Source organism: Niallia circulans NBRC 13626, assembly GCF_001591585.1.
GTDB lineage: Bacteria > Bacillota > Bacilli > Bacillales > Cytobacillaceae > Niallia > Niallia circulans.
Window position 1 is genome coordinate 100,565 of the sequence record NZ_BCVE01000008.1, and the last position, 16,186, is coordinate 116,750.

At 32.7% G+C, this 16,186-nt stretch carries 15 protein-coding genes; 5 read left to right on the forward strand and 10 right to left on the reverse strand.

The features are described from left to right. From BCI01S_RS12160 to BCI01S_RS12175, 4 genes are all read right to left on the reverse strand, one after another. Positions 1-420: a MarR family winged helix-turn-helix transcriptional regulator gene (locus BCI01S_RS12160; RefSeq protein ID WP_061798896.1), complete on the reverse strand. Its 420-nt coding sequence runs from the start codon at positions 418-420 to the stop codon at positions 1-3. A 907-nt stretch (positions 421-1,327) separates the two neighbouring features. Next, positions 1,328-2,221 carry a DUF2268 domain-containing putative Zn-dependent protease gene (locus tag BCI01S_RS12165; RefSeq protein ID WP_061798898.1) on the reverse strand — a complete coding sequence of 298 codons (894 nt, stop codon included), beginning with the start codon at positions 2,219-2,221 and terminating at the stop codon, positions 1,328-1,330. A 577-nt stretch (positions 2,222-2,798) separates the two neighbouring features. Beyond that, positions 2,799-3,467, reverse strand: a complete 669-nt coding sequence (locus tag BCI01S_RS12170) for a GNAT family N-acetyltransferase (protein ID WP_061798900.1) — start codon at positions 3,465-3,467, stop codon at positions 2,799-2,801. A gap of 7 nt (positions 3,468-3,474) precedes the next feature. Further along, on the reverse strand, positions 3,475-4,344 hold the full coding sequence (locus BCI01S_RS12175; protein WP_047943523.1) for a carbon-nitrogen hydrolase family protein: 870 nt from the start codon (positions 4,342-4,344) through the stop codon (positions 3,475-3,477). 285 nt (positions 4,345-4,629) lie between these two features. Between BCI01S_RS12175 and BCI01S_RS25255 the strand changes: the two genes are divergently transcribed. After that, positions 4,630-4,791 (forward strand): hypothetical protein, encoded by a 162-nt coding sequence (locus BCI01S_RS25255; RefSeq protein WP_156485421.1) that lies wholly within the window; start codon positions 4,630-4,632, stop codon positions 4,789-4,791. 235 nt (positions 4,792-5,026) lie between these two features. On the opposite strand, the gene BCI01S_RS12180 is transcribed toward BCI01S_RS25255, so the two are convergent. The 3 genes from BCI01S_RS12180 to BCI01S_RS12190 form a co-directional block, all read right to left on the reverse strand. Beyond that, positions 5,027-6,121 (reverse strand): acyl-CoA dehydrogenase family protein, encoded by a 1,095-nt coding sequence (locus BCI01S_RS12180; protein WP_061798997.1) that lies wholly within the window; start codon positions 6,119-6,121, stop codon positions 5,027-5,029. Between the two features lie 155 nt (positions 6,122-6,276). Next, positions 6,277-7,284, reverse strand: a complete 1,008-nt coding sequence (locus BCI01S_RS12185; protein ID WP_061798902.1) for a DUF3231 family protein — start codon at positions 7,282-7,284, stop codon at positions 6,277-6,279. 61 nt (positions 7,285-7,345) lie between these two features. After that, on the reverse strand, positions 7,346-8,773 hold the full coding sequence (locus BCI01S_RS12190; protein WP_061798904.1) for a phospholipase D-like domain-containing protein: 1,428 nt from the start codon (positions 8,771-8,773) through the stop codon (positions 7,346-7,348). A gap of 164 nt (positions 8,774-8,937) precedes the next feature. On the opposite strand from BCI01S_RS12190, the gene plsY reads away from it, so the two are divergent. The 4 genes from plsY (at position 8,938) to BCI01S_RS12210 (ending at position 12,205) form a co-directional block, all read left to right on the forward strand. After that, the gene (plsY, locus tag BCI01S_RS12195) at positions 8,938-9,540 is read left to right on the forward strand and encodes a glycerol-3-phosphate 1-O-acyltransferase PlsY (RefSeq protein WP_047943520.1); all 603 of its coding nucleotides are present in this window, start codon (positions 8,938-8,940) and stop codon (positions 9,538-9,540) included. A gap of 109 nt (positions 9,541-9,649) precedes the next feature. Then, positions 9,650-10,474: a sensor histidine kinase gene (locus BCI01S_RS12200; protein WP_061798905.1), complete on the forward strand. Its 825-nt coding sequence runs from the start codon at positions 9,650-9,652 to the stop codon at positions 10,472-10,474. A 138-nt stretch (positions 10,475-10,612) separates the two neighbouring features. Further along, positions 10,613-11,761 (forward strand): CapA family protein, encoded by a 1,149-nt coding sequence (locus BCI01S_RS12205; protein ID WP_047943518.1) that lies wholly within the window; start codon positions 10,613-10,615, stop codon positions 11,759-11,761. A gap of 153 nt (positions 11,762-11,914) precedes the next feature. Continuing rightward, entirely contained in the window at positions 11,915-12,205 is a 291-nt protein-coding gene (locus BCI01S_RS12210) for a HesB/YadR/YfhF family protein (RefSeq protein WP_047943542.1), read from the forward strand. Between the two features lie 123 nt (positions 12,206-12,328). Here BCI01S_RS12210 and BCI01S_RS12215 read toward each other — a convergent pair whose 3' ends face one another. The 3 genes from BCI01S_RS12215 to BCI01S_RS12225 all read right to left on the reverse strand — a co-directional run bounded on the left by BCI01S_RS12215 (position 12,329) and on the right by BCI01S_RS12225 (position 15,789). After that, a complete protein-coding gene (locus BCI01S_RS12215) occupies positions 12,329-12,619 on the reverse strand; it encodes a hypothetical protein (protein WP_047943517.1) in 291 nt (96 codons plus the stop codon). Positions 12,620-12,643: 24 nt separating this feature from the next. Further along, the gene (locus BCI01S_RS12220) at positions 12,644-13,078 is read right to left on the reverse strand and encodes an acyl-CoA thioesterase (RefSeq protein ID WP_268874837.1); all 435 of its coding nucleotides are present in this window, start codon (positions 13,076-13,078) and stop codon (positions 12,644-12,646) included. A gap of 629 nt (positions 13,079-13,707) precedes the next feature. Further along, entirely contained in the window at positions 13,708-15,789 is a 2,082-nt protein-coding gene (locus tag BCI01S_RS12225) for a TerD family protein (RefSeq protein ID WP_061798907.1), read from the reverse strand. Positions 15,790-16,186: the final 397 nt, after the last annotated feature.

A 16,186-nucleotide genomic window follows, 5' to 3' on the forward strand; every position in this document is an offset into this window, starting at 1 on the left:
TTAGAAATTCTCGTTTAATAATTTAAAGATACGTTTTAAATGTTGAATATCTTCCTCTGTTAGCTTGTGAAAGTGTTCCTTCATTTTATTCTGCTGCTCTATTTTCATATTATTAACGATAGTTCTTCCTTTATCGGTAATGGTAATATTGACTACCCTTCGATCTGTCTTTGATCGATCTTTTGTAATATAGTCATCCGCCAATAGCTGATCAGTTATGGTTGTTACAGCAGCGTTAGTAATGTGTACGCTTTTGGCGAGATCTGAAACATTAAGGGATCCTACCTTATCTAAATGAAAAAGCAATTTATATTGAGTAATATTTAAATCACTGCTATTTTTATTAAAGTCACTAGTTATATTTTTAATAAAATTGCCAAACATCGCAGCGACTTCAAAAAGCTCTTCGCCATTATGCACCTATCCCCCATCCTTTCTTAAATTACTTTACAAATAAATGTTTAACTTCTTAATTATTAACCATTTAATAATATATAACTTAATTAATTACATGTCAAATATTATTTTTTGTTTTACGTTTTTTTACCCCGTTTTAATGCTAAAAGATTTTTTCCCCCTTTATGCTGCTTCTTTCTATATAAGAAGCTTTTTAAATAAAAGAAATTACAATCTATATGGTAATCGGAAAATAATGTGGAAAGAGGGTTAAAATATACACTTTTCCATAGCATTAGCCAAGATGGAAAAGTCAGCACCATAAATTTCTTTATAGATCCATTCGTAAACAGTTTTTAACCCTCCTGGGAAGTGATTCGTTATATTTTTCCGAAAGTAACTACAACGTTTTTGATTTCTTTTTAACTTTACGTTAACCTAAGTAAATACACTCTTTCTCTAAAGGCTTCAAAAGTGTAATCTCAACCAACGTCTAAATAAAATGATTCAGGGACTTTATAAAAAATTTTGTAATTAGCAACTGTACGGATATTTTTGGCAATGAGGAGAGGATAGAAAAGTAGTCTCTACTAAGAATCTATAATCAGGTTTACTCTCCTTCCAATCAAGAATCTTAAAGTATAGTAGATTGAGCATATTGGTTATTATTTCTTTTCCTTTAACGTATTGGTTATTTTTCAAATAGAATCATTTATGAATTGCTTAAACAAGAAAAGTGGCTGGGAGGCTTGGCACACGCCCCATGGAAAGCGAAGTGTATTCACGCTGCGGATGATTACCACAAACCTTCTTTCTAAAATTAATAAAACCACGAACAATTATACGAATATTTTTTAGTGTGTACGTATAATTGATCGGGGTATATTTGATTGAAATACTTATGTCCCACCCTTCATAGATAAAAACGATATCAGGAAAACAGTTTACAATTGTTTAGTATTTCCTCTGCACTAAGTAAGGTTGCTTCTCTTATCCCCACATTATTAGCTTTCATGAAGGACTGTACTGCTTGGTATCCAACTGCATATCCCGCAAACGGTGATAGCCCAACAGGTTGATATCCCTGTTCTATTGCAATGGTGTCACCAAACATATAACTGCTAACCTCAGCAAAGCCTTTAACATTTACTGCATCTTTTATTATTCCGATTGAGTATTCTAAATCTTCTTTATGAAAAGAAGTAACCCAAGGACCTAAATTGCTTTCTCCGTATAACTCTTTTGCAAATGACTCTGCTAAACCTTCTATAATTAGGTAATCTCCAACTGTAACATTACCATGATCCCAATCAAAATAAGAAAAACGGAGATTATGATGAAATTCATGTGCAATGACAGCAGGGATTTTAGGTATATTATAGGAGTTAGGGAAAATTGCCACTTGAATAAACCCTGGAATTCCCCCAAAGCCACAATAACCTTTTTGTAATTCTAGCTTTTTAGGATCAGCAATATACATTCCAAATTTCAATTCATCATTATTTATTTCTAAGTTCTTCTCTTGTATAAAATCAGTACAGTGATTCAAGGTATCATATGCCGTTTGAAGTGCATGAATCTTCTTTAGATTCTCTAACGCTATCTTTCCGATTTCGGTTTTCGTAACATCAAGATATCCAAGCATTTTTGCAGCCATTATTACGTCATATCCATTAGATTGATTAGCCTTTAAAGGAACATTAATCGTATTCCACATTTTTTCAAAAGGTTTCATCATGGAATACCGAAAGTAGTTTTCTTTTTCATCCTCCATAGAGAACAACTTTTCATATTGCTCGGTTGTATTTTCGATTACTATTTTCATTGTTACCACCTTTTTTATTATCTGAATACTTATCGCTTCAGTCGTAAATTTTGCTAATCCATTACCATATTGATTAATGTTTTTGATAAATCGTTTTAATATGGATTGGACCTATCCATAAAGGGAGCAGGATAGTATTTGGCAAGTTTTTCATTAAAAATGCCATACCATTCATTAATTTTACTTATACTTTTTTAGATTCGGGAGATAGATCACAAAGGCTGCAAGTTTATGGAAAATTATATCCCGCTTTTCAGCTACTCTTTTTACTCTCCTATTCATCTTTTTGTACCTCCTTCAACTGCTACTGTAAAGAATTACGCAACGTAAGTGTCAATAGTTAGAGGATATTTTGTTATGAGATTTTTATAGGAATGGGGAAATTGATTAACTTAAGACAAATTTTGAATGAGGAGTTTTTAATATGGAATTCTAGACTATTATCCGATTATTGGTAGGTGTTTTCTTATTAGCAGGGAATTTCTCCACCATAAGCCGTATATAAAAAATGTCTCACTCGATCTTAAGAGGAGTAATCTATTCACTCCTCAAAGATCAAATAAGACATTCGCTATTTTTATATGTTTTGAAAGGGATTTTTCCATTCCATTAATACTGCATAATTTAAAGAATCTTCATCGTCCAAGTAGTTAGACAATATCGTTACTGGCGTTCTTCCGCATCGCAGTAAAAACGTTAGAACAGGGTCTTGCAATTTGCCTGCCATCACATAGTCTAAATATTTTGCGGGAGAAAGTTTGTCGGCCACTTTTCTGTAACCTGGCATTCTTCCACCGCCCAGCAATCGCTCTATGCCTAAGTGTATAACTAAATAATAGGCACTTTGTATTAGCACTTTACCTAAACCGAGCTTACGATATTTTGGCCGGATACTAATATCGACTACATATAATGCATTTCCATTCTCATCATGTGTGGTAATATAGCCATTATCGGTTATTTTCCCCCATGTGTGCTGGGAATGTTCAGGATCATAAATTGTACGGAAACTTGTTAATGATCCAGCAAGTTCTCCCTCCACTTCCACACAGATTGCCCCTTGTGGGAAATAAGCAAGATGACTTGCTAATTGTTCATCGTTCCACCAGAGATCTTCTGGAAACGGGGCAGGAAAACATTCTGCTTGAATAGCACTTAGTTCGTTAAAATCTCTTTCTTGATAATTTCGGACCGTACATCGAATCGGTTTTTCCTCATCATAAAGAAAAAACTCACTAAAGATCATGCAGTAATCATCCTTCCACAGTCGAATTCCAGTCTGGATAAAGATCTGTTCTTCTATCTCTCCATGTTGTGACAGAACCTTTTTCTCTTACTTCATATAATAAGGAAAGATCTAAATCTGCTGTTACAATCATATCATTATTTAATTCCCCTTCAACGAGAATTCCTTGTGGGGGGAATGGGATATCATTAGGAGTAATGACTGCTGCCTGCCCAAAGTTGGCTCGCATAAAGTCCACATTCGTTAAGCTTCCAACTGTTCCTGTTACAACTACATATACTTGATTTTCAATGGCCCTTGCATGACAAGTATAGCGAACACGATGAAAACCATGACGATCATCTGTACAAGATGGACAAAAAATCACATCTGCTCCTGCTGCTTTTGCCATACGGACAATTTCTGGAAATTCAATATCATAACAAGTTAGAATGGCAATTTTTCCTTTATCTGTATCAAAAATACGGAAGGAGTCCCCTTTTTCCATATTCCATTCATATTCTTCTGTAGGTGTGATATGAAGTTTTGCTTGTTCTTCTATTCTTCCATCTGGATAAAACAAATGAGCTACATTAAATAATTTATCTTCTCTGCGAATAACATGAGTTCCACCGATAATATGCATTCCCGTTTCCACAGCAAATGATCTGAATAATTCCTGATATTGCTCCGTAAATCCAGGGAGCTCATTGATTGTTAAGGCGTTATTTTCATCTCCCATAGATAACAGCTGTGTTGTAAAAAATTCAGGAAATAAAACAAATTCTGCACCAAATTCAAGCGCTGTTCGAACATAATGCTCACATTGTTTAGCAAATTCTTCAAATGACTTAATGTTTTCTAATTTGTATTGTACGGCAGAAACTCTTATTTTCATCTTCCATCTCCCTTTATATGTTTATTTTATATCTTATATAGATAAAACACTTTTTACATAAATGTGTTTAATGTTCATAAAAATGATTATTCAAGATTTGATTATGCGTTATTCTTCTATATTTTTCAATCGTTTTGCACTATTTTTTTATTGGAATTTACTATTTATATTTATGTTCTTAAAAATATAGATGTTCATATTATTTTATGATAGTCCATTGTTTTGATTTTCGGAAAAAAAGGAATTGAAATAGAAGTTATAAACCTGCTGAAGGAGGGATTTTTATTGAGTATTTTCATTTATGCTTTTCTTGGTTTAATTTTGATAGAGGAATTGGCAGTGATTGGATTAAAAAGATACATAAATGGTTCATTTAAAATAGAAAATCATTTTCTACGCCATTATCGGACAAATAAAATAAAAGTTGATAGGGAAAAAGTTAGCTAAACATCTGTTTATGGCGGCTGGACATTAGTATTCCAGCCGTCATTTATAACCAGTTAATTATCCGTCGTTTTCAATTAAAATTCTGTATAATTGTTCGGGATTTTTATTCTTTCCACAAAGAAATTGGCGGTAATTATTCGCACACTGAACAACCTTAAAAAATAGCGACATGCAGAGAAGGACGCTCGACTTTTGCGATAGATAGGTTTTTTCCCAGATTTCTTTGAAATATTATTTAATATTCATTTATCGACTTTCGTGCCAGCTGCTCAATCGTCATATCATCCATTGGTGGGTTATGTAAGCCTGCGCGTACATCTCGGTAGTAGCGCTGAAGCGGACTTTTTGCAGAAAGGCTGCGTGCGCCGACGATACGCATTGCTATATCTACCACTTCAATGGCAGTATTCGTGACCACTAATTTAACAGCACTTAATTCTGGCAGCATATGGGATTGCTGCTCTTTATCTGCTTCATCCCATTTTTTACTTACGGAATATAGAAAGTGTTTAGCCGTTTGCATTTTTAACTCTATTTCCCCTATTTTGGATCTTACGCTCGGAATATCGCTGATTGTTCCTTTAATACTATTTGGAGAATAGTTTTTCGCAAAAGTAACTGCTTCTTTTTGTGCAGCACCAGCGATTCCTATATAACATGCCGGAATATGCAGAAGCCAGGGATTAATTTTTTTTCGACTATCTAATTTTTCGACAAAATAACGAGCTGGAATTTCCACATTTTCAAAATAAACATCGTTACTTCCTGTTCCTCTTAAAGCAATGCTATCCCATGTGTTTTCTATACGAATGCCTCTACACTCTTTAGGAATTAAGAAATTCCCTACATCGTCTGTATCATTTATGGATGCCGTTACAAGAAAATAATCTAAAACAGGAGACATCGTTGTAAAGGATTTATGTCCATTTATAACCCAACTCTGGCCCTTTTTTTCTGCGGTAGTTTGTGGTTTTCCACCTCTAGTGGGACTGCCAGTTTGCGGTTCTGTCGCAGCTCCATTAATTAAGGAACCAGATAATAGGTTCTCATATACCTCTGTTAATGTATCTTTATTCCAATTTGCTTCTTGGATATTTCTTACGATTCCCATATGCCAACCGATGGATAAAGCAGTAGATCCATCGCCTTGGGCAATCACTTCTTGTAATCTTACCAATTCATATAATGAGATTTCTTGTCCGCCAAACTCCTTTGGTATGGTTAAACTTGTGTAACCTGATTCCTGTAATTCTTTTACATTATCAAAGGGAAATGATGCAGTTTCATCTATTTCCTTTGCCCTTTCTGAAAATCTCCTGCTCATTTCCATAAGTTTATTTATTTTTTGTGCTAAATCTTTTTCCAAACTGAAAAATCCAGTCACTATAGTGCCATCTCCCTTTAACAAGATCATCTATATGGTAATCATAGCACTATTTCTATATACTGATAAGTAAAATGCAATTCCCTTTAAATAGGAATGAATTATTTTCTGTTTATTAAATTTTGACGATTCTCCATTGCTGGCGGCTCTTCTGTGTATCCTTTTTTTGCCATTAACTCTGCACCTTGTACTCCATAATCATAAATCTTTGCAATAAGTGGAATAAAGGTTGCTGACAAGTCTTTGCGTAAGCTGAAGGTCGTACCAATAGCATTGCTGCCAAGTCCAAAACTACAAAATAAACTTATACAATATAGCATTAATTTATCGGAAAATGGGGCAGTCGTGGAAAGTGTTGGACTACCAACCCACCCTAAGGGAACTTGTATATCATCATCCGTTAATTTCTTGGAAAGTTTCGCAATGATTTTTTTGGATAGTTCTTTTCCTTCCGTAAAAAATTTTTTTAACTCAGGATCTTTTGTTACTTGAGCAAAACCAGTTATTAATTGTTGACCAATACTATTGCTTTCAATCGATTGATAGAGAAAAGAAACCTCTACCGTATTTAAAACCCTTTTATCTCCTAATATCTTTGTGCCTTTCAAATACTCCGTACTAACAACCACTTCTACTTGCTCAGGCATTGCGACTTGAGGTGGGCGGCTTAATGCTCCTTTTTCTATTAGCAGTTCTGTACATTCTTCATAACAATGCTGGGTTGTAACTGATAATTCTTGGTATAAACGAATTATATCCTTTCGATAGGATCTTGCTAAATGTAAAGCATGTAGTCCCATGCCTATTTCTGCGAGCATTCTTACGATTTGCAAGGCAAAGGTTGGTTGAAATAAAGGTGGAGCTTGTTTATTTACATCTTGGTCAGAAAATCCATGTGGAATAACTGCACCTTCCGCTATCAATATCGCTTCTATTTTCTTTATTTCTTTTGCTAACTTGGTTAAATGACTTTCATAGAAGTTTTTCTCTTTCTTCTCTTCATTAACAGCATGGAAATATTCAACGACTCGAAGAAACATTGTTTTTTCTTGATATGTCATCCATAATGTTGCAAGCTCTGATGAAGTTAAAATTTCTTTTTTATTCATTATCTTTCCCTCCATTTCCGTAATATTATTATTTGAAAAGGGTCAGAAATTATTAATTAAATTAATAAGTCGTAAAACCTAGTATCCTTTGCAAACGATAAATAATATAGCGAAACATGGGGAAGTTTTTTTGCTTATCTACCCCTTTTGTAAAAAGAGCCTGTTCATTTCCCCATAATTTTTGGAAATAGGTCTTTGTTTCTCTCATAATTTTTTCTTTATGGTTGGCAATTATTTTTATATCTGTTTCCAAATTAAAATCATAAAGATTTCTTTGCGTAAGATTGGCTGAACCGCTTATAATGATACTTTCTCTATCTTTCAATCTTTCTATATATAAGAGTTTCGGATGAAATTGCTCTTTTCCTGTGTTATACCATTTAATGTGAATGTTTTTTGCGGCTTTTGCTTTTCTTAGGTCAGCAACAACTGGGATATTGGGTAAGCCAATTTTTTTATTGCCAAATGCATTTTGATTTGGGTCTAATATTATATATATCCTTACATCTCTTTTAGCAGCTGCCTTTATTTCCTTGATTACTTTTTGATCTGCTAAATAGAGCATGCCTATCCAAATCGTTTCGCTTTTTTTGGTATTTTTAATTTCCTGTAGTATATGCTTACCAATTTTCCCTTCAGTTAATAATTGAATTTTCACATTAGCACTTTTCGATTCAGCTTGTTCTTTTATTCTCGGCAAATCAATCGGTTCACTTAATCTTGCTGCACTCTCCTCACTTTTTAGCAATTCGTTAAGGATATTCCCATGCACTTTAAAGGCAGCATTAGAGTGATAACCGCTTGCATTATTAATATTACCACTCGAGATAATCGCTGTTGTTTCGGTAATTATGACTTTCCGATGATTTGCTTTTATGTTAAGTAATTCTAAATAGGATATAGCTGTTACTTTTGGAGCGCTTTTTGCAAGCAAATTAGGTAGATGACCATCTCCTCTTGTTTTTAGCCACTGTCCAAACATACGCCAAAAGCCAGAATAAAGTGGATTAGAATCTCGCAAGTCATTCAGCTCTGTTTCTATCACTTTCACTCCGTTTTCTTTTAATTGCTTAAATTCTTCTGACGGATAAGAATCGTACACAGTATTAATTTTATCCGTTATAAAAATAATATTTATCATTGGTTTTTCTTGCTTTTTCTTAATTAACACTTCTGTAAACTTTTCTACTAACTTTGGATATTGCTGGTCTTCATTTGTATCTTTATTAAATAAAAACATATCAATTATGATAAATTCATTTGCTTTCTCTACTTCCTTTATCATGGAATTAATTATTTCATGCTGAACCATTCTTTTCTTTTGGTTATTTTTGTAGGTTAAATCTGTTAATAGTTCAACATCCTTCACCTGATGAATAACGCCTTCCATTGACAATCCCCTTGGCAGTGGTTTTTTCAAATGGTGATAAATGGTACTACTATAAAAAATGATAAAAATAATGAATAGAAAAAAGAATAATTGTTTCATCTTTTCCCCCCCTCTTCTCAACAAAATCCAACTTATTTCCCTTTAATTTTTACCATTAGTGGCAAGATATATAGATAATTTTTTTTGAAAAAATGATGAGTTTTCGCAATTACATGGTACAATATAAAGGCAAATAGTATACATACGTGAAGGAGAATACGAAATTGATTATTGGACTTTTAATTATACTCGCTTATTTAATTGGATCTATTCCTTCTGGACTAATAATAGGCAAATCCTTTTACAATATAGATATACGAGAACATGGCAGTGGCAACTTAGGTGGTACAAATACATTTCGAGTTCTTGGAAAAAAAGCAGGCTTTGCTGTTACAATCTCCGATATACTGAAAGGAACAATTGCAACAGTTCTCCCACTGTTGGTCACACTTATTTGGGATGTGGAAATAGATATTAATCCGCTTATAATCGGAGTATTTGCTGTTATTGGCCATATGTATCCCATTTTTGCAGGTTTCAAGGGAGGAAAAGCAGTTGCTACTTCAGCAGGAATTCTTCTTGGACACGAACCTATCTTATTCTTGATTATTGTTGCGGTCTTTTTTATTTCGCTCTATTTATCAAAATATGTGTCGCTGTCCTCAATGATTGCTGGTTTGGCGGGATTAATATATTCCTTTATTCTATGGGAAGATAAATTACTCATTATCATCCTGGCGATTCTTACAATTTTTGTTGTCTATAGACATCGAGCGAATATTAAACGAATTATTAATAAAACAGAGCCAAAAGTAAACTGGTTATAAGAAAAAAAGACCGATTATGGTCTTTTTTTCTTGGTCGAATATTTATTTGACATAAAATGATTTATTTCGTCATACCTTTTACTATAATTGTTAAAGGAGCGAATACAAAATGAACTTACCCGCTACATCTTTTCATGTATCTGACGCAACTTTTAAATGTTTTATCAATAAATGGAAGCATGTGGAGGAAAAGCTGCAAGAACAATCAGCAACCATGGAAGCACTAACAGATAGTTTGCAATCACTCTCTCTTTCCACCACTTACAGTGAAAATATTGCCAAAATGGTTACAAGTATTACACATGAAGTGCGTAATCCATTAACTTCTGTAAGTGGCTTCCTTCAATTAATCAAACAAACAAATAATGTCGAACTTATTCATCAGTACACCGATATCGCTCTTGGAGAATTAACACGTGCAAATGAGTTAATCACAGACTTTTTAACGCTTTCCAAACAACAAGCAGACGATATCACTCCATTATCTATAAACGAATTACTCCTAAATTTAATACCTATTTTTAAAAGTGAGGCTCATTTAAAAGACATAAATCTAATAACAAGATTTTCCACTGACGAACTTTTATGCAAGGGCCATAAACAACATTTAACACAGGTGTTAGTTAATATAGTGAAAAATGCTTTCGAAGCTACAGAAGAAAATCTTTCATCTATTCCAAAAGAAGTAACAATAGCCACAAGAAAACAAAGAAATCAATTAGTTATTGAGATTAAAGACAATGGATGCGGAATACCGGAAGCACAATTAAAAAACTTATTTATACCACTGCAAACAACTAAAAAAAACGGAACAGGCATGGGTCTATATGTGTGTAAACAACTAGTTGAGAAGTATGATGGAAAGATGAATATCATTAGTTCACGAGAGAAAGGTACAACTATGAGTATCTTTTTTCCGTTGTATAATTCTTAAAGTATGTACGACACAAAAAAGTTACTGAATGCCTATTTTATGTAAAAATCTCCTATTTTCCTTACAAACTAGTATTTTTTTGGTATGCTATTAAATGTAAAGAAATAAATAAAATTTAGAATTGTAAAGAGGCTAGCTATGCAGAAAAAAACACATCTATTATTCGTTTTCCTCCTTCTTCTTTTTGGTATAATCGGCATAATACTTACATATACAATAGACCATTCATCTTCTGCCTATAAAGAAGTGCGTCCTAATTCAGGAAGCGACAAAGGAAATTTAGCAAAAGAAGAATCCAGCGAAATTACATTAGCTGCAATCGGCGACATTTTAATCCATGATCGTGTCTACAATGATGCACGAGAAGGAAATCGGTTTAATTTTGATAAAATGCTAGATAATATAACAAGCGAATTAAAGAAACCTGATTTGCTAATAGCAAATCAAGAAACAATTGTTGCCGGAGAATCGATTGGTTTATCCGGATATCCTGCTTTCAATAGTCCACATGAAATTGCTGATAGTTTAAAAAAAGCAGGCATCGATATTGTCACAACGGCTAATAATCATGCCCTAGATCGTGGAGTTGATGCACAAAAGCTCTCCCTTGATTATTTAAATCAAATTGGTCTCCCTCATGTTGGAACTTACTTGTCTCAGGATGATCAAGATAAAGTCGTTGTCTTGAAGAAAAAGGGCATCAAAGTTGCTTATCTAGCCTATACTTATGGCTTAAATGGAATCCCTATTCCCGAAGGAAAAGAATATATTGTAAATATATTGGATAAAAAAAGAATGAGCAGTGAAATCCAAAAAGCAAAAAAAGAAGCAGATGTTGTCGTGATGATGATTCATTGGGGAAATGAATACCAACGGTTCCCATCTAATGAGCAAAAAGAATTGGCACAATTTCTAGTAGATGAAGGTGTGCATATTATATTCGGCAGTCATCCACATGTTTTGCAGCCAATCGAGTGGGTAAAAGGTAAAAATGGACATAAAGGATTAGTAGTCTATTCATTAGGAAACTTTTTATCTGGTCAGGACGAAGAGTATCGGGATATTGGTGGAATGGTAACTGTTACAGTCAAGAAAAAGCAATTAGGAAAGCAGACATCTATTACAATGGACGCACCTTCTTTCTATCCCACTTTTGTTTCTAGTAAGGATGAAAAAGATTATAAGATGTATCCATTACAAGTTTCAGAGCATGCAATTAATAAATATAGTCCTTCTATTTATAAAGAAATCATGGAGCATATGCAAAAAGAGGGACAAGCAGAGTAAAGTAAAATTTACAGCTCTTTAGGAATGTTTTTGAAATTATCTTAAATTCAAATATTCGATAATTCTCATCCATTCCTTTATAATGAACTTATAATTAGGAATAGAATTAAAATGCTTCAAGTAGTCGAAGCAAAATTCATAAGAGGTGTTAATATGAAAATTGTAATTAGTGACAAAGCAGCTGAGTGGTATAAAGATGAAATGATGTTAAAAGACGGTGACTATGTACGCTTCTTTGCACGTTATGGTGGATGCAGTACTGTTCAGCAAGGATTTTCATTAGGAATTTCTAATGAGCAGCCAGTTAACATTGGGGTAGAAACAGAAAAAGACGGTATCCATTACTATATCGAAGAAAAAGATTTGTGGTATTTTGATGATCATGATCTATTTGCAGATTTCAATGAAGTTGCAAATGAACCAGAATATCGTCATGCTCAATAAGTTCAATTGTTGTTTAGGGGCAAAATTTAAAAAAACAGTGAGATACATCAAGTGTCTCACTGTTTTTTTTAACAACATATTTTTTCCAGCCTTATCTTAATCAAGTGTAAAAAAACTATTTCTCTATTGTAAAGGATGGTCAATTCCTTCTTCTTTTAAAATCTTCTTTTGTGTGTCGCCTAATAGGTCAAAATGAGAATAGCCGTCATGCCGATAATGTATCCATTCCTCTTTTAAGCCATATTTCTTTCCCCAGTTTTTTAATTTCTCCAGATCCGCACAGCCAACTTTCGTAACAGTCTTACAGCCTGGAAAACGATCATCCAGCCAATAATGAGTTAAAAAAGCAATTTCTCCATTATCGATTTTTCTTTTCCATTCTATCAGTTCCTTTTTCTTCAAACCAAAGGCCATAATCGCAACCCCCTTTTGCTATTCTTACTTGTCAGATGGTTGCTTTTTAATTTCTTCATATTTATTAAACCATTCTGGAAACATCTTTTTAAACGATTTAGGTCTAAATGTTTCTTTTGAGACTATAATATGCGTAGTAGTACCCTCTACACAAACTTCATCGTCCTGATTAATAATCTGATATCCGTATACAGTTTTTATGCCATCATTTGTTTCTACCCAGGTTTTCACCTTTGCCTGATCTCCATAGCGTAATGGCTTTTTATATTGAGCATACACATCATATACAGGGGCGAAATACCCCTTATTCTCCATTTCTAAATAACTATACCCAAGATCTTCAATTAAACCTGTTCTTCCTCGTTCAAAAAATTTAAGATAATTCGCATGATAAATAACACCCATCATATCGGTATCAGCATAATATAATTCAATATTCCTAGAACTCACATATACCACGGTTTCTAGCACTTCCTTTACTCAACTTTTTATAAAATAATCACCATTTTTATCACTCTGTGATAACGTTAAATTTCGCAACTGCATCAGATATGCCAATTGATGTAATATATGACCATAGGTTCTTAAAAAGATTTTTATTGTCCAGCAATTATATATAAGCTGTTTTATTAAATAACTCTTTCACCTAGTCTCATAAATTCATCAACTAAATTACTTATAATAGCGACTTACACTTTCTCTTTTTTATTTATTCAACAAATTCTTTTAATACAGTCATAATATTACTCATTTTATGTATGTAAATGGTATCAACTAGAATTTAATTTTTCATTAGAAAGCATTTTAAGTAGTCCGATTCCTTGGTTTTTACTGCTTCAAAACAAAGAAAGGAGTACCACCGAATATTATCCATAATACTACATCTTTTAAATAAATCCAATTCAATAAAAGGTCAGGGCTATTATCACCCTAACCTTTATAAAGGAAATTGTCATATCTAATTCATTCACACAGATTGTAGTTTGAAGGAAGATATAACATAGCCTTAATTATACAATCGGGGAATTTGCTCATCTAATTCAGGAAGATGGATATAGAAGGAAGACGAGCAATAGCCCAATTTTAACTTATAAATATTGTGACACAATTACATCCTGGTCAAAAGGAGTAACACCTTGATTTATAGAAAATACAATATCTGCCTCTTCTATATTATCACATTTTTCCCCTCTTGCCTTAATATTCAATTCTATTAACTCATAAAGATTAGGTTTAATTAAAGTAGTCATTGCTTTACCCATTAATACCATACCTATTTTATTACCTTCCACATTATTGTAATAATCAGGATTGTTTCTAAGTGCTATATCTGTCCATATCACTTTGTTTTCATGAAGATCGATTATCATAGGTATACTTACTCTAGCTTCAGAAGTTACATCCATTCTGTTCTCGACTGTCTTAGGTTCGTAAATTTCTCCAGAATTAGGATTTTCCCTATCCATCCATCCCATAAAACATTCGGGTAACTCACTAAAAGTTTGACCAGTAAAGGATTGAATTGAAAGTACTATATATCTTCCTCCAAATTTTCTAACAGAATCAATTTCTAAATCGATAAATTCACTTGCTCCATGAGGAGCTGAAGTAATATCCCCACTATGAAAAGCTTTATACTTTGATGATCTCAGATTTGTATAGGACACATGCTCTAAATAATTCCAATTATCATCATACATTACTGCAGACAAATCTATATCTGCCCTATCCAAATTATTTTCTTTCCAATAAATAAAGGAGCGAATAGTACTGGTTGAATCGCTTATATCTAATTTTGAACCTCTTACTACTGATTTAAGTGATTTACTTGCTGACCGTTGCGAAAAAGGCACAAGATAATTTTTTAATGATTCATCTAGATAAACCTTACCAAGATAGTCCCTTTTCTTATACTCATTTACTAAACTATTTTCGCAGATTTGTACTATGCTATTGCATATATTCTCCTCAATCTCAGGAAGGTTATTATCTATGACAAATAATTTAGCAACATTACCTTTAGGGAAAAATGTTCTTTTCTCTTTTTGATTATTTCTATTTTTAAAGTGCTCTCTAACTTGCAATAGCACTGTAGTTTCAACACTATCCGCCACATTTTTAAATTCATTTAGTATTACATTTGGGTTAGTATGCAACCTTATTAAATGATCTAATTTACGTGCGAATTCCCCTGGTCTTTTCACTAATAAAGATAATGCTTGATCCATTCTATTATTTTCTAACGCATCAGTTAACACACCATTAAATGTTTGAATTGGTTGATTATTTCTCAGCTTAGTAAAAGCCTCTTTTACTTTTTCATATCTTTTGAATTCTGTAGGATGTAATCTTTCACCTAATCTAATCCATCTATTCTTATATCGTTTCATATCCTCTTCAATATTAGAACAATTTTCTAATAAGGACATTAATAAACGTCTTTCCTTACGTTTGAAACTTTTAAACTTTGTATTAGTTGCTAAACTAATATCTCCTTCTGACATAGCAACTGCAATTCTTAATACATCAGTAGCTATCTTTACATAATCAAATAATACAGAAGTATTTATGTTATTATGCAGTAACAATTTAGATAACAAAGCTAAATTTTCTTTTGAAGGTATTTCTTTAGGTAAGATATTGTTAACTTTGTCAGGATATTCATTGAAAAACCATCTTAAATCCTCTTTATCAGTTTCAGAAATAGAAGTTTTAGAAGATAATAGATTTATAAAAATACTTTCAAATTCTTCCTCGGTACCTATCTCTATTACTTTCTTGGTTGTTATATCATATAATGGTAATCTCTCTTCTTTTTTATAATTAGGAAGTAATGATCCAAATGACCAGTAATGAAAAATAGCATTAATGAATAACTCGGAGTTATCTGCATCCATTACTTGGTGAGGAAAGTTAGGATACATTGGATTGTATTGTTTGTTAGCTCCTACTAACTCTTTTAAATTTTTAATTAAAGCAATGTAGAAACTGTTTAATTGACTTGTGGAATATGTATATAGGATTTCAATAATATTTTTCGATAATGTAAATCCCAAATTATCAATGTTTAATAATATTGTCGCAATGTAGTTTTTCTGTGGAGTTTTTTCATTACCTATATTCAATAGTAATTTGTTTTTTCTTCTTAGGTAAATATCATTTATAACCATTTAATCACTCCAATTGTAAAATAACTCTAACACTTCCATCCACACACCATACTTATTTTAATTTTACATTTCATCTTCACTTTTCACCCTGTTTCTATCTGACTTTCTCCATAATATTCTTGCAGGCTCTTTAGATTTGTATTTATTTTACTTTTTTTTGTCTAAATTTTTAATACTAAGACGTACCAAGAGCAAATATATACCTTCAAACGCATCAAGATCGATTTAAAATCTGTTTCTTTTAAGTCTGTGGCTAAGGAGTTCTACGAGTGAGTATTTCATTTGCCCAATAATGAAAGTGTACCTAATATAAGTTATTTATTTTTTCTCTTTCAGCCTCAGTTTTTTCTTATACATATAGGCCACAAATTCTTCCTCACGATTTCCATTTCTTAAT